General features: G+C 45.5%; 15 protein-coding genes. 10 read left to right on the forward strand and 5 right to left on the reverse strand.

Annotated features, from left to right (window positions below; translation table 11 throughout):
* The first annotated feature begins 16 nt into the window (after nt 1-16).
* Complete coding sequence (gene parC, locus NHB34_RS04625) at nt 17-2,413, forward strand: DNA topoisomerase IV subunit A (RefSeq protein WP_353428541.1); 2,397 nt, start codon at nt 17-19, stop codon at nt 2,411-2,413.
* 18 nt (nt 2,414-2,431) lie between these two features.
* Here the strand turns inward: parC and NHB34_RS04630 are convergent, their stop codons facing one another.
* Nucleotides 2,432-3,391 (reverse strand): XdhC family protein, encoded by a 960-nt coding sequence (locus tag NHB34_RS04630; RefSeq protein WP_353428455.1) that lies wholly within the window; start codon nt 3,389-3,391, stop codon nt 2,432-2,434.
* A gap of 41 nt (nt 3,392-3,432) precedes the next feature.
* Here NHB34_RS04630 and NHB34_RS04635 point away from each other — a divergent pair, with 41 nt between their 5' ends.
* Complete coding sequence (locus tag NHB34_RS04635; protein WP_353428456.1) at nt 3,433-4,074, forward strand: nucleotidyltransferase family protein; 642 nt, start codon at nt 3,433-3,435, stop codon at nt 4,072-4,074.
* Between the two features lie 21 nt (nt 4,075-4,095).
* Here NHB34_RS04635 and NHB34_RS04640 read toward each other — a convergent pair whose 3' ends face one another.
* From NHB34_RS04640 to NHB34_RS04650, 3 genes are read right to left on the reverse strand one after another with little or no spacing between them, the layout of a single operon-like run.
* Nucleotides 4,096-4,551 carry a RidA family protein gene (locus NHB34_RS04640; RefSeq protein WP_353428457.1) on the reverse strand — a complete coding sequence of 152 codons (456 nt, stop codon included), beginning with the start codon at nt 4,549-4,551 and terminating at the stop codon, nt 4,096-4,098.
* Between the two features lie 53 nt (nt 4,552-4,604).
* Nucleotides 4,605-5,780, reverse strand: coding sequence for a VWA domain-containing protein (locus NHB34_RS04645; protein WP_353428458.1), 1,176 nt, complete (start codon nt 5,778-5,780; stop codon nt 4,605-4,607).
* A gap of 29 nt (nt 5,781-5,809) precedes the next feature.
* Nucleotides 5,810-6,691, reverse strand: a complete 882-nt coding sequence (locus tag NHB34_RS04650) for a MoxR family ATPase (protein ID WP_353428459.1) — start codon at nt 6,689-6,691, stop codon at nt 5,810-5,812.
* Nucleotides 6,692-6,876: 185 nt separating this feature from the next.
* Here NHB34_RS04650 and NHB34_RS04655 point away from each other — a divergent pair, with 185 nt between their 5' ends.
* Both NHB34_RS04655 and NHB34_RS04660 read left to right on the forward strand, forming a co-directional pair.
* Nucleotides 6,877-7,242, forward strand: a complete 366-nt coding sequence (locus NHB34_RS04655) for a cytochrome c (protein WP_353428460.1) — start codon at nt 6,877-6,879, stop codon at nt 7,240-7,242.
* A gap of 13 nt (nt 7,243-7,255) precedes the next feature.
* On the forward strand, nt 7,256-7,609 hold the full coding sequence (locus NHB34_RS04660; RefSeq protein WP_353428461.1) for a cytochrome c: 354 nt from the start codon (nt 7,256-7,258) through the stop codon (nt 7,607-7,609).
* A 69-nt stretch (nt 7,610-7,678) separates the two neighbouring features.
* On the opposite strand, the gene NHB34_RS04665 is transcribed toward NHB34_RS04660, so the two are convergent.
* Nucleotides 7,679-8,317, reverse strand: coding sequence for a GntR family transcriptional regulator (locus NHB34_RS04665; RefSeq protein ID WP_353428462.1), 639 nt, complete (start codon nt 8,315-8,317; stop codon nt 7,679-7,681).
* A 93-nt stretch (nt 8,318-8,410) separates the two neighbouring features.
* Here NHB34_RS04665 and scpA point away from each other — a divergent pair, with 93 nt between their 5' ends.
* From scpA to tsaB, 6 genes are read left to right on the forward strand one after another with little or no spacing between them, the layout of a single operon-like run.
* Nucleotides 8,411-10,597, forward strand: coding sequence for a methylmalonyl-CoA mutase (gene scpA / locus NHB34_RS04670; RefSeq protein ID WP_353428463.1), 2,187 nt, complete (start codon nt 8,411-8,413; stop codon nt 10,595-10,597).
* Nucleotides 10,598-10,621: 24 nt separating this feature from the next.
* A complete protein-coding gene (meaB, locus tag NHB34_RS04675; protein WP_353428464.1) occupies nt 10,622-11,647 on the forward strand; it encodes a methylmalonyl Co-A mutase-associated GTPase MeaB in 1,026 nt (341 codons plus the stop codon).
* Between the two features lie 10 nt (nt 11,648-11,657).
* On the forward strand, nt 11,658-13,190 hold the full coding sequence (locus NHB34_RS04680; RefSeq protein WP_215315318.1) for an acyl-CoA carboxylase subunit beta: 1,533 nt from the start codon (nt 11,658-11,660) through the stop codon (nt 13,188-13,190).
* 14 nt (nt 13,191-13,204) lie between these two features.
* Nucleotides 13,205-15,241 (forward strand): acetyl-CoA carboxylase biotin carboxylase subunit, encoded by a 2,037-nt coding sequence (gene accC / locus NHB34_RS04685; RefSeq protein WP_353428465.1) that lies wholly within the window; start codon nt 13,205-13,207, stop codon nt 15,239-15,241.
* Nucleotides 15,242-15,256: 15 nt separating this feature from the next.
* Nucleotides 15,257-15,724, forward strand: coding sequence for a VOC family protein (locus NHB34_RS04690; protein WP_353428466.1), 468 nt, complete (start codon nt 15,257-15,259; stop codon nt 15,722-15,724).
* 33 nt (nt 15,725-15,757) lie between these two features.
* Nucleotides 15,758-16,489, forward strand: coding sequence for a tRNA (adenosine(37)-N6)-threonylcarbamoyltransferase complex dimerization subunit type 1 TsaB (tsaB, locus tag NHB34_RS04695; RefSeq protein WP_353428467.1), 732 nt, complete (start codon nt 15,758-15,760; stop codon nt 16,487-16,489).
* Nucleotides 16,490-16,512 lie beyond the last annotated feature (23 nt).

The raw sequence follows: 16,512 nt of genomic DNA on the forward strand, positions 1-16,512 counted from the left end.
TAACGCTATCGAAGAAATGGATATTGTTGAGGTAGATGAGTCTCCTAAAGCAGCTAAATCAAAAGCAGTATCCTCTAGCGACTCCCATGGGCCTAGAGATCCTCATGACCCCAAGACAATTGATTTGGATGAAGACAATAAGGATAGTTTGACGCTAGCGGTTTATGCCGAGCGCGCTTATCTGGACTATGCAATCAGCGTTGTAAAAGGGCGCGCCTTGCCTGAAGTTGCCGATGGCCAAAAACCAGTACAGCGACGCATTTTGTTCTCAATGAACGAGATGGGCCTTCGTGCAGATGCGAAGCCTGTTAAGAGTGCTCGAGTAGTCGGCGATGTTTTAGGTAAGTTTCACCCTCATGGCGATCAGTCTGCCTACGATGCATTAGTGCGTTTGGCGCAAAGTTTTTCTTTGCGTTACCCATTAATCGATGGGCAGGGTAATTTTGGCTCTCGCGATGGCGATGGTGCTGCAGCGATGCGTTACACCGAGGCACGATTAACAAAAATAGCTGGCTTGCTGTTAAGTGAAATTGACGAAGGAACGGTTGATTTTGCGCCGAACTATGACGGTTCATTCCAAGAGCCTAAGTTATTGCCAGCACGTTTACCATTCGTACTGCTTAATGGCGCCTCTGGTATTGCTGTGGGTATGGCGACCGAGATTCCATCGCATAATTTGCGCGAAGTTGCTTCAGCCGCAATTGCCTTGATGAAGTCTCCCAAGCTATCTACTGCTGATTTGCTGGAAATCATGCCTGGGCCAGACTATCCAGGCGGCGGTCAAATTATTTCTTCAGCTGCAGAGATTGCCCAAATTTATGAGACTGGACGAGGCAGTCTGAAGGTGCGTGCCCGTTGGTCTATCGAAGAGTTAGCACGCGGTCAATGGCAAATTGTCGTCAATGAGTTGCCGCCATCCACATCTTCGCAACGAGTCTTGCAAGAAATTGAAGAGATTACTAATCCAAAGGTGAAGGTTGGTAAAAAGACTTTAACCCCTGAACAGAATAATCTGAAGTCCACTATCTTGAATGTCTTAGATGGTGTGCGCGATGAATCTAGTAAAGATGCGCCTGTTCGCTTGGTATTTGAACCAAAGAGCAAAAACATTGATGTCAATGAGTTCATCAATCTATTGCTAGCCCACACCTCGCTTGAATCCAATGCGCCAATGAATTTGGTGATGATTGGTAATGATGGTCGTCCACGTCAAAAGGGCTTAAAAGAAATTATTTCTGAGTGGATTGAATTCAGAGTTGTGACAGTAACCCGTCGAACTCAATTCCGCCTCGGTAAAGTTAAAGATCGCATGCATATATTGGAGGGACGACTAACTGTTCTTCTTAATATTGATAAGGTTATTAAGATCATTCGCAATAGCGATGAACCCAAAGCTGATTTGATGAAAGAGTTCAAGTTAACTGATCGTCAGGCTGAAGATATTTTGGATATCCGCTTGCGTCAATTGGCTCGCCTTGAGGGTATCAAGATTGAACAAGAGCTCAAAGAACTCAAATCTCAGCGTGATGACTTGGAAGGATTGCTACAGAGCGATAGCGTTTTGCGCAAACGGATCATCAAAGAGATTGAAGCGGATATTAAAGATTATGGCGATGATCGTCGCACTTTGATTCAGGAAGATAAACGTGCGGTCGCAGAGACCAAAGTAATTGATGAGCCTGTGACTGTCATTGTCTCTCAAAAAGGTTGGGTGCGTGTACGTCAGGGTCATGAGCATGATCCAACCCAGTTCAGCTTTAAAGCCGGTGATGCGCTCTATGCAACCTTTGAAGTGCGTACTGTTGATGTTGTCCAAGGGTTTGGTAGTGATGGCCGTGTATATACGGTACCGGTCAGCGAATTACCTGGCGCACGAGGAGATGGATCGCCGCTTACTAGCTTCGTGAATCTAGCTGCTGGCTCTCAGATGGTTGCTTACTATGCAGGACAGCCAGATGATTTAGTGCTGTTATCCACCAAGGCCGGTTATGGATTCTTGGCCAATGTATCTGACATGACTACCCGTAATAAGGCGGGCAAATCTTTCATTAGCATTGATGCAAAAGTAGCTGGCGATGCACCACTTGGTGCCGCTAAGGTAGAAGAGGGTATGAAGCAAGTTGCTTGCTTATCGGCGGCCTCGAAGTTACTAGTATTTCCGCTGGATGAATTAAAGCGCTTACCTACAGGCGGTAAGGGTGTGATCCTAATGGGGCTTGATGACAAAGAATTTATGTCATCTGCAATCGCTGTAGGGCCCAATGGAGCGAGCTACTCTGGTGCAGGTCGTGCAGGCAAGCCAACCGAATTGAGTTTGGATGCGAAGACCCTTAAGTCGTTTGCTGGCAATCGTGCTCGTAAGGGTCACTTTGTTGAGCCACGCTTGAAAGATGGCAAGTTAAGGGCAAGCTAAAGCGAGAACCTCAAAAAGCTACGACTTTTTAGGTATGCTCACGCCGTATTTAACGGCAATCACTTCCGCCAGAATAGAAACAGCAATTTCTGGTGGGGTGAGTGCGCCAATATAAAGCCCAACAGGTCCATGGAGCCGCTCGACCTCTTCTGGGCTCAGATCAAACTCAAGCAGTCGCTCTTTGCGTTTTTGTGTGTTCTTCTTACTACCTAGAGCGCCTACATAGAAGGCCGACGATTTGAGAGCTTCCATAAGTGCCATGTCATCAAGCTTCGGATCATGAGTTAAGGCAACAACAGCGGTATGAGGATCAACGCCAATCTCAAGCAAGACATCATCAGGCATGCCCTGAATAAAAATGACATCGGAGCGGCTTAATCCCTCGGCATATTCCTCTCGTGGGTCAATCACAATCACCTCAAAGTCTGAGGCAATCGCAAAGTCTGCCGTATATTGAGAGAGTTGCCCAGCACCAATGATTACCATGCGCCAACGTGGGCCGTAAGTGGTGCGCATCTCTTGATCGTTGCAGGCAAATTCATCATGACGTGTTCCAAGTTCCAAGGTCGATATGCCCGTCGCAATATTGACGATTCTTTTGGTAATTTGATGGGAGCTAATCTTTGCTAATAGCTGCTCCAGTATCTCAAGTTCAGGCTTGGGTTCTACCAATAGACGAAGCGTGCCGCCACAAGGCAAACCAAAACGTGCCGCTTCTTCTTGGCTAACTCCATACACCACCATTTCAGGGCTTATTCGAGTCAAAATCTCTGTTTGCACACGGTTAATGAGGTCGTCCTCCACGCAACCGCCGGAGACTGAGCCTGCAACTTGGCCATCATCACGAATGGCAAGCCATGATCCAACAGGGCGAGGGGCCGAGCCCCAAGTTTGAACAACGGTGGCTATCGCGACGGAGTGGCCTGCTTGAAGCCAGCTGACAGCAGATTTGAGTACGCTTAGATCGGTGCTATTCATGCGGTATCTTTGTATTTAATTTCTTATTTATTATCACTCTAATGACTTTATTGCGTAAATCTTCTGATCTTCGTCTAGCGATCGTCTTATTGGCGGCTGGCGAGGGCAGTCGCATGGGCTCTTTTCCAAAGGCGCTTTTGAAAAGGGATGGCAAAAGTATTCTTGAGAAATTTTGTATCTCAATCAAAGCACTTAATCCAGTTGAAATCGTCGTGATCACGGGATTTCATGCGCAAGCAATTGAGCAAGAGTTAAATCGTTTGGCAAAACTGATGAATCTGCCGATTGTTATCGTTCATAACACTCATGCATCAGCTGGTCAGGCTTCATCCGTGCGGCTTGCGCTTGAATCTTTAGGAAGCGCATACGATGCCGTAGCAATGTGCTTGAGTGACCAGCCCAATATAAGCGAGCAAGAGCTATCTAATTTGCTAAATCAATTTATCTTGCGTGCACCACATGAAGATGTAGTTATGCCTAGGGTGGCTGGTCAGCGCGGTAACCCAGTACTATTTTCTAAAAAAGCAGTGAATGAAATGCTTTCTAATCCAGGAATGGTGTGTAGATCTTTTATGGATCAACATCCTGAGAGAATCAAAGTATTTGAGACTAATAATGAGGCCTACATTTTGGATGTCGATACAGACGCAGATATCCAAAAGCTAGGGATCACCCGCACCTAGCCCTGTACTCAGCAACTTGCTTTAGATCTCGGCTATTAGCTCAATCTCGACACAAGCGCCAAGTGGAATTTGTGCAACTCCAAATGCGCTACGAGCATGTTTGCCAGCTTCACCAAAGACATCGAAGAGTAATTCTGAGCAACCGTTTATAACTAAATGTTGTTCTGTGTATTCGTTAGTGGAATTTACCAAACCCATTACTTTCACAATGCGCTTGACCTTATCAAGCGAGCCAAGATGATTTTGTAGTGTAGAGATGAGGTCAATTGCAATGGATCTTGCAGCTGCTTTGCCTGTTTCGGTGTCCATGTCTTTGCCTAGCTTGCCTACCCACGGCTTGCCACCACGTTTGGCAATATGACCCGACAAAAACACTGTGTTGCCTGAAGTAGATGCCATCACATAGGTTGCTGCTGGTGGTCCAGGCGGAGGCAAATCAATCCCCAGTGTTTTTAATCGATCATTGATAGCGCTCATAATTTTCTCGTTTGGTGTTAATTGAATGAAATGTAATTAAATCTTACTAGTATTTATTTAGATAGTTGACGCATGGCGGACTCTAAGCCATTTAGAGTGACTGGGTACATACGATCTTTCATGAGATTTTTCATGATGTCGATAGATTGGCGGTACTCCCAAATAGATTCGGGTTCTGGGTTGAGCCAGGCAAAGTGTGGAAAGTGATCAATGAGTCGATTAATCCACGCGGCGCCCGCTTCTTTATTGTTGTACTCAACCGATCCATTGGGGCTTAGAATTTCATAAGGGGACATCGTGGCGTCCCCAACAAAAATCAGTTTGTAGTCTGGGCTATATTTATTAATGATGTCTTGTGTAGCCGTTACTTGGTCTCTACGGCGGCGATTACTTTGCCAAAGATGCTCATAGACGCAATTATGAAAATAGTAGTGCTCCAAGTGTTTAAATTCTGCTTTGGCCGCAGAAAACAATTCAGCAATTCGCTGAATATGGTCATCCATTGAGCCACCTACATCCATGAGCAACAAAACCTTGACCTGGTTATGGCGCTCAGGACGCATCTGAATGTCCAGCATTCCTGCATTGGCCGCTGTCGAGTGTATGGTTTTATCTAGATCAAGTTCAAGCGCTGATCCTTGACGTGCAAAACGACGCAAACGTCTCAAAGCTACTTTGATATTTCTGGTGCCCAGCGCTAGATTGCTGTCGTAATCTTTAAATGCACGAGTTTCCCAAACTTTGATGGCGGTGCGATTGCCAGCGCTTTCACCACCGATGCGAATGCCTTCTGGGTGGTAGCCGCTATGACCAAAAGGAGATGAACCGCCAGCGCCAATCCATTTATTGCCACCGCCGTGCCATTCCTTTTGTTCCTTGAGCAATTCTTCTAATCGTTTTCTGAGAGCCTCAGGGCCGCCTAGCTTTTGCAGCGCGGCTTTTTCCTCTTCAGATAAAACACGTTGCAATTTTTTCTCCAGCCAATCGACTGGAATATCGGGAGAGAGGGCGATGATTTGCTCAACACCTTTAAAGTAACTGCCAAACACTTGATCAAAGCGATCAAAGTATTGCTCATCTTTGACTAGTGTCATCCGTGAGAGCTGATAAAACTCATCGATGGATGGGTCAATGACGCCTGACTTGAGCGCCTCTAGTAAAGTTAAAAACTCCCTCACAGAAACAGGCACCTTGGCCTCTTTCAAATTGAGAAAGAATTGAATCAGCATTGCCTTGTCTTGAGAATAAAAAAAAGTAATTAGCGGTGATTGCGATTCATCATGACTAAGCGTTCAAAAAGATGAATATCTTGTTCGTTCTTCAGTAGGGCGCCATGCAGTGGCGGCACCACAATTTTTTCATCATGAGCGTAGAGAGCCTCTGCAGGAATATCTTCTGCGAGCAAGAGTTTTAACCAGTCGATTAATTCGGATGTTGATGGTTTCTTCTTTAGCCCAGGTAAGGCACGAATCTGGTAGAAGGCTTTAAGAGCGGCCTCAAGTAGGTCTTGCTTAATGTTGGGATGGTGGACATCCACGATGCTTTGCATCGTACTGGCATCTGGAAAACTGATGTAATGAAAGAAGCAACGTCGTAAAAAAGCATCTGGCAATTCTTTTTCATTATTCGAGGTAATGATGACCAAAGGGCGGTGCTTTGCTTTGATGAGTTCGCGGGTCTCGTATACGTAGAATTCCATTCGATCAATTTCCCGCAATAAATCATTTGGAAATTCGATATCCGCTTTATCGATTTCATCTATCAACAAAACCGTCGGTTGATCGGCCTCAAAAGCCTGCCACAAGACACCCTTCACAATATAGTTGCGAATATCTTTAACCTTTTCATCACCCAGTTGGGAGTCGCGCAAACGACTCACGGCATCGTATTCATAGAGTCCTTGTTGTGCTTTGGTGGTGGATTTGATATGCCATTGCAAAAGTGGCATGTTTAGGGCGGATGCTATCTCTTCAGCCAACATCGTTTTGCCCGTGCCTGGTTCGCCTTTAATGAGAAGAGGGCGTTGGAGTGCTATTGCTGCATTTACCGCCAACTTTAGGTCATCGGTTGCGACATATTGCTGACTTCCATCAAAGCGCTTTGAGGAAATTGGGTTGCTGGTCTTATTTTCTGGGCTCATTACGGTCAATCAAAATCTGTTCTATGGGGAGTTCCAGTATAGGTAAATGGAGTCTAATTTTCAGTATTTCTACTGATTTTTAGCTCAGAACGATCCCCAGAGCGATCTAAACGGACGTTAAAGAACTCACTCTCCGCTATACTCTCACCAGTTGATTTAAATCAAACTCATAAATACTGATTTCTATGAAAAAACTTTCAATTCTTTCTAAATTGCTTGTCTGTGCTGGTTTAGGGCTTGCTGGATTTTCTGCTCAGGCCGATGAGATTAAGGGCAACGCCAGTGCTGGCAATGCCAAAGTATGGTTATGTGTAGGTTGCCACTCTATTCCTGACTACCGAGCTGACTATCCCTTGGTATATAGGGTCCCCATGTTGGGCGGTCAAAATGCCGCCTATATTGCTACAGCCTTGGCTGCATATAAAAAGGGCGAAAGAAAGCATCCAACGATGCGCTCGATTGCGGCTAGCTTGTCTGACCAAGACATGGCTGATATTGGCGAATACTATGCTGCGCAAACTGCCAGCTCACCGAATAACCCATTGAAGTAATAAAGGCGCGTTTATGAAATTTGCACTAGTTACAGCAGTTTTGCTATCTAGCATTGGTTTGGTAAATGTATCCAATGCTGCGAGCGTTGATAAAGGTCAGGCTTTGGTAGAGAAGGCAAATTGTGCTTCTTGCCATGGTGCTGGCTTAAACGCTCCAATTTTGCCTGCATATCCTAAATTGGCTGGCCAATATCCTGACTATATTTACTACGCATTGAAAGCCTATAAAGTGGGCAATAGTAATGCCCAATACGGACGCAATAATGCGGTGATGGGCTCTCAGGTTCAGTCTTTCTCTGATAACGATTTGCGCGATATCGCAGCTTACATTGCTTCCTTGCCAGGAAACTTTGTTATCAAGAAGTAATTGAGGCTAAAAGCAGTTAAAACAAAGGCTTAGAAGAAACTCTAAGCCTTTTTATTAACTCTCCTGGGCTTATCTGAGGGCCTCGAGGCCCCGTTCCATATGTTTTCTCATTGCAGTTTCAGCGCCGGTTAGGTCGCGCTTTAGTATGGCTTTGAGAATTTCTCGATGCTCAATGAGGGAGTTCTGGAGCCTTCCAGTACTGGTAAGTGAATCGCGACGATGAAGTTTGAGAACCTTTCTTAAGTCTGCGATAACTCCATTCATCCATCGATTGCCGGCAATATCTTGTATAAGTTCATGAAACTTGCCATTGATTTCAAAAAATTGTTCGATATCCCGATCTGCCGCGGCTTTTTCTAGGCGGTGATGCCAGTAATCCAGTTGATTAAGCTCTTCCTCAGTAGCCTTCATAGCTGTTTGCTTGGCTGCTTCACCCTCGAGAAGCGAGAGGATAGTGAAAATTTGCTCTAAGTCATTTCTGGCAATTTCAGTGACATAGGCCCCACGACGCATTTTGATGGTCACTAGACCTTCAGAAGCAAGCACCTTAATAGCTTCTCTCATCGGTGTGCGACTGATTCCAAATTGTTCCGCCAGACTTTGTTCGTCCAGCCAACTTCCAGGAGCCAACTCTTTGGCAAAAATCTGCTCTCGAAGGCGATCTGCGACGTCTTCGTATAGGGGTCTATTATTCAATTTTGTATTCATAATTATGAATACATGATATCTAGACAAATGACAAATAGTCAAGCAGAATGATGAAATCTTATATGCAATGCAACAAAAACTAGGGAGTATTTTGTGAGTTCAGAAAAGAAAAATGCATCAAGCAAGGAATGGCCATCATTTCCAGATGTCAATTTAGATTCTTGGAAAAAAGCAGCCCAAATATCTGCACCGAATGGTGATGTTGAGCAGCTTGGCTGGAAAACTCCCGATGGCATTCATCTCAAAGCGCTTTACACATCATCTGATGCTAAGGATCTGAACTACACGGATACATTGCCTGGATTCGAGCCATTTATACGTGGCCCGCAAGCGACGATGTATTCAGTTCGTCCTTGGACAATTCGTCAATATGCGGGTTTCTCTACTGCTGAAGAGTCAAATGCTTTCTATCGCAAAGCATTAGAAGCAGGTGGTCAAGGTGTATCCGTTGCATTTGACTTGGCAACCCATCGTGGCTATGACTCAGATCATCCTCGTGTAACAGGTGACGTTGGTAAGGCTGGTGTAGCCATTGACTCAGTTGAGGATATGAAAATTTTGTTTGATGGCATTCCATTGGACAAAGTCTCAGTATCAATGACCATGAACGGCGCAGTGTTGCCAGTATTGGCTGGTTATATCGTAGCTGGTGAAGAGCAAGGTGTTAAGCAAGAGCAATTGTCTGGAACGATTCAGAACGACATTCTCAAAGAGTTCATGGTTCGTAACACCTATATTTACCCGCCAGAGCCTTCAATGCGCATCATCGGCGACATTATTGAGTACACCGCAAAGCATATGCCTAAGTTCAACTCGATCTCCATATCGGGTTATCACATGCAAGAAGCGGGTGCCAATCAAGTATTGGAATTAGCGTTTACTTTGGCAGATGGCAAAGAGTATGTCAAAACTGCCTTGGCAAAAGGGCTCGATGTAGACGGCTTCGCTGGACGCCTTTCTTTCTTCTTTGCCATCGGCATGAACTTCTATCTTGAGGTCGCTAAGTTGCGAGCAGCACGCTTATTGTGGTGGCGCATCATGAAGTCTTTTGAGCCAAAGAATCCAAAATCATTGATGCTGCGTACACACTGCCAGACATCCGGCTGGTCTTTAACTGAGCAAGACCCCTATAACAACGTTGTGAGAACCACGGTTGAGGCCATGGCTGCTGTATTTGGCGGTACACAGTCTCTGCATACCAATTCATTAGATGAGGCGATTGCATTACCATCTGAATTCTCTAGCCGAATTGCACGTAATACTCAGCTCATTTTGCAAGAAGAGACGCATATCACTAGTGTGATTGATCCATGGGCTGGTTCCTACATGATGGAAAGTTTGACTCAGGAAATGGCTGATAAAGCTTGGGAGATCATTCAAGAAGTGGATGCTATGGGCGGCATGACTAAAGCTGTTGAGAGTGGTTGGGCCAAGCTCAAAATTGAAGCAGCAGCTGCCGAAAAACAAGCAAAGATTGACTCGGGCTCTGACGTGATTGTTGGCGTCAATAAATACAAGCTAGCTAAAGAAGATTTGGTTGATGTATTGATGATCGATAACGACAAAGTTCGCGATGGTCAGGTTGCACGTTTAAAAGACATCAAATCTAAGCGCGATAGCAAAAAGGTAGAGGCTGCATTGCAGGCTTTAACTAAGGCAGCTGAAGATGGCTCAGGCAATTTACTGGAGCTTTCTGTGAATGCAATTCGTTTGCGTGCAACAGTTGGTGAAGTCTCTGATGCATTGGAAAAAGTTTACGGGCGCCATCGCGCCGATACTCAAAAGGTGACCGGAGTGTATGCTGCTGCTTATGACTCAGCCGAGGGCTGGGCAAAATTACAAACTGAAATTGCCGATTTCGCAAAAGACTTTGGGCGTCGTCCACGAGTGATGATTGCTAAGCTTGGTCAAGATGGTCATGATCGTGGCGCAAAGGTTGTAGCAACCGCCTATGCTGATCTTGGTTTTGATGTGGATATTGGGCCCCTGTTCCAAACCCCAGAGGAATGTGCACGTCAAGCGATTGAGAATGACGTTCATGCTTTGGGCGTTTCAACGCTTGCGGCTGGTCATAAAACATTAGTGCCAGCAATCATTGCAGAATTGAAAAAACAAGGCGCTGACGACATCATCGTGTTCGTGGGTGGTGTTATTCCAAGACAGGATTATGAATTCTTGTACGAGGCAGGCGTGAAAGGCATTTATGGTCCGGGCACACCAATTCCAGCTTCAGCCAAAGATGTGCTCGAGCAGATTCGTAAATCGGTAAAACCTGCTTAATCCGATCTGGGCGAGATAGGGAAGATGCTCGAAGCGGTTGATCAGGCTTTGGTGAATGATCTCACTAGCGCTCCTTCGCTAAAGCAGCGCAGGGCGTTAGCGAAGGTTATTACTTTGCTTGAGTCAACCCGTTTAGATCATCGCAAGCGTGCTGATGAAGTACTCAATGCCCTGTTGCCTAAAACTGGTAAGTCATTTCGATTGGGCATATCTGGTGTTCCTGGTGTTGGTAAGTCCACCTTAATTGAATCACTTGGGCTGTATCTCATTGAGAAAGGGCATCGGGTTGCTGTATTGGCGATAGATCCCTCATCTAGCTTATCAGGAGGCTCTATTCTTGGTGATAAAACTCGAATGGAGCGCCTCTCTGTTTTAGAGAATGCGTTTATTCGTCCCAGCCCGTCTTCCTTAACGTTGGGTGGCGTTGCAGAGAAAACCCGTGAAGCCATGCTAGTCGCAGAGGCTGCTGGTTTTGATGTGGTGATTGTTGAGACTGTGGGCGTCGGTCAAAGCGAAATAGCAGTTGCCGGTATGACAGATATGTTTTTGCTGTTGCAATTGCCTAATGCTGGTGATGATTTGCAGGCGATCAAAAAAGGTGTCATGGAAATTGCCGATTTGATCGTCATTAATAAGGTTGATCTTGACCCAGATGCCGCAATGCGCGCTCAATTATTTATCACTAGTTCATTGCGTTTGTTGGGTTTTCAGGGAAACCCTGAGCACGCTTCGCATGATGCTAATTATTGGCATCCTACCGTTATGACTTTGAGTGCTCTTGAGGGAAGAGGCGTTCCTGAGTTATGGGAAAAGGTTTCTCATTTTGAGAAGTTGCAGAAGTCAAACGGCAAGTTTGAAGCACGTCGTAAGCAGCAAGCGGGTGCATGGATGTGGGATCGCATTGATGCGGGATTAAAAAATGCATTTCGTAGCAATGAAGCAGTGCAGATGCTTCTACCAAATTTAGTTGCAGAAGTTAATCAAGGAACCATGGCGCCTTCAGTAGCAGCTAGACGCTTATTGGAGTCCATGGGTCATGAATTTTTCTAAGGAGTAGGTAATGAAGGAAATCATTCAACAACTAGAGGCCAAGCGAGAGCTAGCACGCCTAGGTGGCGGGCAAAAGCGTATTCAAGCTCAGCACTCAAAAGGTAAGTTAACAGCCCGCGAGCGTATTGAGCTTTTGCTTGATGCTGGCACTTTTGAAGAATGGGATATGTTTGTTGAGCACCGTTGCCATGATTTTGGAATGGGCGATCAAACTGTGCCAGGCGATGGCGTGGTCACTGGTTATGGAATGATTAACGGTCGCCTCGTCTTTGTGTTTTCACAAGACTTCACGGTTTTGGGTGGTTCATTATCCGAAGCGCACGCAGAGAAAATTTGCAAAATCATGGATCAGGCGATGAAAGTTGGTGCGCCCGTGATTGGTTTGAACGATTCTGGTGGTGCCCGTATTCAAGAGGGTGTTGCTTCATTGGGTGGTTACGCGGAAATTTTTCAGCGTAACGTCACTGCCTCAGGCGTGATTCCTCAGATTTCCTTAATCATGGGGCCATCTGCAGGCGGTGCCGTGTATTCCCCTGCACTGACCGACTTTATTTTCATGGTCAAAGATAGTTCTTATATGTTCGTTACTGGACCAGAAGTAGTTAAAACAGTTACGCACGAAGATGTGACTGCTGAAGAATTAGGTGGCGCCGTAACCCATTCAACAGTGTCGGGTGTTTGTGATTTGGCTTTTGATAACGATGTAGATGCCATCATGATGCTACGTCGTTTCTTTAACTATCTGCCATTATCAAATCGCGAGAAGCCACCACTTATTAAAGGTGCTAATCGTACTGAAGAGCCAGATTTCTCCTTAGATACATTGGTGCCATCCAATCCAAATCAACCTTATGACATGAAGGAATTGATTGAGAAGATTGTTGATGATGGTGAGTTCTTTGAGTTACAACCAGACTACGCAAAAAATATTGTGATTGGTTTTGCCCGTATGGAAGGGCGCTCAATTGGTATTGTGGCTAATCAGCCGCTGGTATTGGCGGGTTGTTTGGATATTAAAGCGTCAATTAAGGCTGCACGTTTTGTTCGTTTTTGTGATGCCTTTAACATCCCTGTGGTGACATTGGTAGACGTACCTGGATTTATGCCAGGAACAGCGCAAGAGTACGGCGGCATTATTAAACATGGTGCGAAATTGCTCTATGCATATGCAGATTGCACCGTACCAAAAGTGACCTTGATTACTCGCAAGGCATACGGTGGCGCCTATGATGTGATGGCATCCAAACACTTACGTGGTGATGTGAACTTTGCTTGGCCTTCCGCTGAGATTGCGGTAATGGGACCTAAAGGCGCCGTGGAAATCATTTTCCGCGAAGAAAAATCTGATCCAGAAAAGATTGCTGCCCGCGAAGCAGAATATAAGTCTAAGTTTGCAAACCCCTTTGTAGCTGGTCGTCGTGGATACATTGATGACGTCATCCTTCCGCACGAAACTCGCAAACGTATCGCGCGTTCTTTGGCGATGCTTAAAGACAAAGATTTAAAAAATCCTGCGCGTAAACACGGCAACATTCCTCTGTAAAGGCGCTGATAAAAATGACTACGAAAATGTTTAAGAAAATTTTGATTGCTAACCGCGGTGAGATTGCTTGCCGTGTAATGAAAACCGCCAAAAAGATGGGCATTAAAACGGTTGCCGTGTACTCAGAGGCAGACAGAGAAGCCCGTCACGTTCAGCTCGCAGATGAAGCTGTCTGCATTGGACCAGCTCCATCAAGAGAATCTTATTTAGTGATGGATCGGATTATTCAGGCCTGTAAAGATACAGGTGCAGAAGCAGTTCATCCGGGCTATGGTTTTCTTTCTGAAAACGAACAGTTTGCAAAGCGCTGTGAAGATGAAGGCATTGTCTTCATAGGTCCTAAGTACCAGTCTATCGCGGCGATGGGCGATAAGATCGCTTCCAAAAAGCTTGCTCAAGAAGCCAAGGTCAATACGATCCCTGGTTATAACGATGCCATCGACACCAATGAAGAAGCTGTGAAGATAGCAAAAGGCATTGGCTATCCCGTGATGATTAAAGCATCCGCAGGTGGTGGTGGCAAGGGCTTGCGGGTTGCGTTTAATGATAAAGAGGCAGCTGAAGGCTTTGCGGCTTGTAAAACCGAGGCTATGAATAGCTTTGGCGATGATCGTATCTTTATTGAGAAATTTGTAGAGGGTCCAAGACACATTGAGATCCAGATTTTGGGTGATTCCCATGGCAATGTGGTCTACCTCAATGAACGTGATTGCTCTATTCAGCGTCGTCACCAGAAAGTAATTGAGGAGGCACCATCTCCATTTATTGACCCCGCCACTCGTAAAGCAATGGGTGAGCAAGCTGTTGCGTTAGCGAAAGCGGTTAATTACCAATCTGCTGGAACAGTCGAATTTGTGGTTGGCAAAGACAAGTCTTTCTATTTCTTGGAAATGAATACTCGTTTACAGGTAGAACATCCAGTAACAGAGAGTATTACCGGCCTTGATCTCGTTGAGCAGATGATTCGAGTTGCTGCTGGCGAGAAGTTGGCATTTAAACAAGAGGACGTGAAGCTAGATGGCTGGTCAATGGAGTGCCGCATTAATGCGGATGATCCATTCCGCAACTTCCTGCCTTCCACTGGACGTCTTGTGAAATATCGTCCGCCAGAGTCTGTAAATGGTGTTCGTGTGGATACTGGTGTGTACGAAGGCGGCGAGATCCCAATGTATTACGACTCGATGATTGCCAAGTTAATTGTTCATGGCAAGGATCGTACTGAAGCCATTGAAAAGATGCGCTCAGCCTTAAATGATTTCGTTATTCGTGGAATTCATTCAAATATCCCTTTTCAAGCAGCCTTGTTACAACACCCACGTTTTGTGAATGGCGATTTCACAACGGGCTTTATTGCTGAAGAGTACCCAGAGGGCTTTAAGAAGGATTCAGTTCAGCCTGCTGATCCGAAGCGCTTAGCTGCTTTAGCGGCCTTCATGCGCTATCGATATCTTGAGCACATCAAGATGATTGATGGCCAGTTAGCTGGACATGAAATGGTCATAGCCAAGAAGTTTGTTGTTGTGACTGGCAAAAAGACTGGATCAATGAATGACCCATATGAAGTTCCTATTCGCGTGGAATTAAAAGATGGTGTTTATTCTGTTTATATTGAAGAAAAGGAAGGTGTCAGCCGTTACGACATCGTAAGCAATTGGCGTCCAGGACAAATTTGCCTCAATGCAACGATTAACGGTACTCAGAAAATTACTGCTCAAGTAGAGCGTAAAGGGGTGAAGTTCTATCTGATTCTGGATGGCGCTCATTATGAGTGCATGGTTCTGAGTCCGCTTGGCGCAGAATTGCAACGTCGTATGCCGGTGAAGCTGCCTCCAGATACTTCAAAACTTGTGATGTCGCCTATGCCTGGCTTGCTAACTAAAGTCGCGGTTAAGGTTGGCGATGCAGTAACAGCTGGTCAGAAATTAGCCTCTATTGAAGCCATGAAGATGGAGAACACGATTTCAGCGATGCAAGATGGGGTTGTAGCTGAAATCTGCGCTAAAGAAGGCGAGAGTTTGGCAGTTGACCAATTGATTATTCGTTTTGAATAAAAGGAGGATAATCAAATGACAGCGAAGCCCTTCAAGATCCTTGGTATTCAGCAAATTGCAATTGGTGGCGAAAACAAGGATCGCCTCAAGAAACTTTGGGTCGATTTATTCGGCTTTGAATACAAAAGTACTTTTGTATCTGAGCGTGAAAACGTCGATGAAGATATCTGCGCAATCGGCTCCGGTGCTCATGAGATAGAAGTTGATCTGATGCAGCCGTTTGATATCAACAAGAAGCCCGCCGTGCACCAGACCCCACTTAACCATATTGGCCTGTGGGTTGATGACTTGCCAAAGGCAGTAGAGTGGCTTTCTGCAAATGGCCTTCGCTTTGCTCCTGGCGGTATTCGAAAGGGCGCAGCGGGTTATGACATTACCTTCGTTCATCCTAAAGGTAATGATGAATTTCCGATTGGCGGTGAAGGGGTGTTGATTGAACTGGTTCAGGCGCCTCCCGAAGTTATTGCAGGATTGCGTTCATAATCAGGGTTTTGATCAACCCAAAAAGAGTTCAATTTGAAACGCATCTTGGCCATCGACACCTCATCGGCTTGGTGTTCGGTGGCTTTATCTTTAGGTGAGGTAGAGCCTGCATTTAGACATCAGCCAGTCGCGGCTGGTGCTAGTCAGCTACTTTTGCCATGGATTGAAGAGATACTCCATGTTTCAAATCTTGCTATGACCGATTTAGATGCTATTGCGATTGGTATTGGACCGGGTGCATTTACTGGGGTGCGCCTAGGAGTTGCTGCTGCTCAGGGTTTTGCGATTGCTGCCAATCTCCCAGTTATTCCCGTAGTGAGCTTGGATGCTATTGCAATGCAATTAATAGCAACTCCACGCTTTCAAGAAGTACAGCCTTCTCATTTTGTAGTAGCTATTGATGCGCGGATGGATGAAGTTTATTGGGCTAAATATCAATATGCATCATCAGATAATGAGCCCCAGAGACTTGGCGAAATCCATTTGAGTAGTCCTGAAGCGATTGACTTGGAGGGTGCACAGTATTTAGCTGGTAGCGCAATTCATGCCTATGGCAATCGATTATTTGCCCATCACCATCTCCCTGTCGAACGGCTTGATGCGGATATTGGTGTCTCTGCTTTAGGTATTTTGAGCTGTGCAGTCTCTTCTATATCTAAGGGTGAACATATCTCTGTACAAGAGCTTCAGCCGCTCTATGTACGCAATAAGGTTGCCTTAACTACTCAAGAGCGCGATCTCATGTTTAATCAGAATAGTCAGTAATGAGAAGTCTAAATGAGGTAACT

The organism is Polynucleobacter sp. MWH-UH19D, from assembly GCF_040409795.1.
GTDB lineage: Bacteria > Pseudomonadota > Gammaproteobacteria > Burkholderiales > Burkholderiaceae > Polynucleobacter.

Excerpts from the sequence above, each read along its gene's own strand:
- parC (WP_353428541.1), top strand. The coding sequence starts at position 17 with ATGGATATTGTTGAGGTAGATGAGTCTCCTAAAGCAGCTAAATCAAAA.
- NHB34_RS04630 (WP_353428455.1), bottom strand. The coding sequence starts at position 3,391 with ATGAATAGCACCGATCTAAGCGTACTCAAATCTGCTGTCAGCTGGCTT.
- NHB34_RS04635 (WP_353428456.1), top strand. The coding sequence starts at position 3,433 with ATGACTTTATTGCGTAAATCTTCTGATCTTCGTCTAGCGATCGTCTTA.
- NHB34_RS04640 (WP_353428457.1), bottom strand. The coding sequence starts at position 4,551 with ATGAGCGCTATCAATGATCGATTAAAAACACTGGGGATTGATTTGCCT.
- NHB34_RS04645 (WP_353428458.1), bottom strand. The coding sequence starts at position 5,780 with ATGCTGATTCAATTCTTTCTCAATTTGAAAGAGGCCAAGGTGCCTGTT.
- NHB34_RS04650 (WP_353428459.1), bottom strand. The coding sequence starts at position 6,691 with ATGAGCCCAGAAAATAAGACCAGCAACCCAATTTCCTCAAAGCGCTTT.
- NHB34_RS04655 (WP_353428460.1), top strand. The coding sequence starts at position 6,877 with ATGAAAAAACTTTCAATTCTTTCTAAATTGCTTGTCTGTGCTGGTTTA.
- NHB34_RS04660 (WP_353428461.1), top strand. The coding sequence starts at position 7,256 with ATGAAATTTGCACTAGTTACAGCAGTTTTGCTATCTAGCATTGGTTTG.
- NHB34_RS04665 (WP_353428462.1), bottom strand. The coding sequence starts at position 8,317 with ATGAATACAAAATTGAATAATAGACCCCTATACGAAGACGTCGCAGAT.
- meaB (WP_353428464.1), top strand. The coding sequence starts at position 10,622 with ATGCTCGAAGCGGTTGATCAGGCTTTGGTGAATGATCTCACTAGCGCT.
- NHB34_RS04680 (WP_215315318.1), top strand. The coding sequence starts at position 11,658 with ATGAAGGAAATCATTCAACAACTAGAGGCCAAGCGAGAGCTAGCACGC.
- accC (WP_353428465.1), top strand. The coding sequence starts at position 13,205 with ATGACTACGAAAATGTTTAAGAAAATTTTGATTGCTAACCGCGGTGAG.
- NHB34_RS04690 (WP_353428466.1), top strand. The coding sequence starts at position 15,257 with ATGACAGCGAAGCCCTTCAAGATCCTTGGTATTCAGCAAATTGCAATT.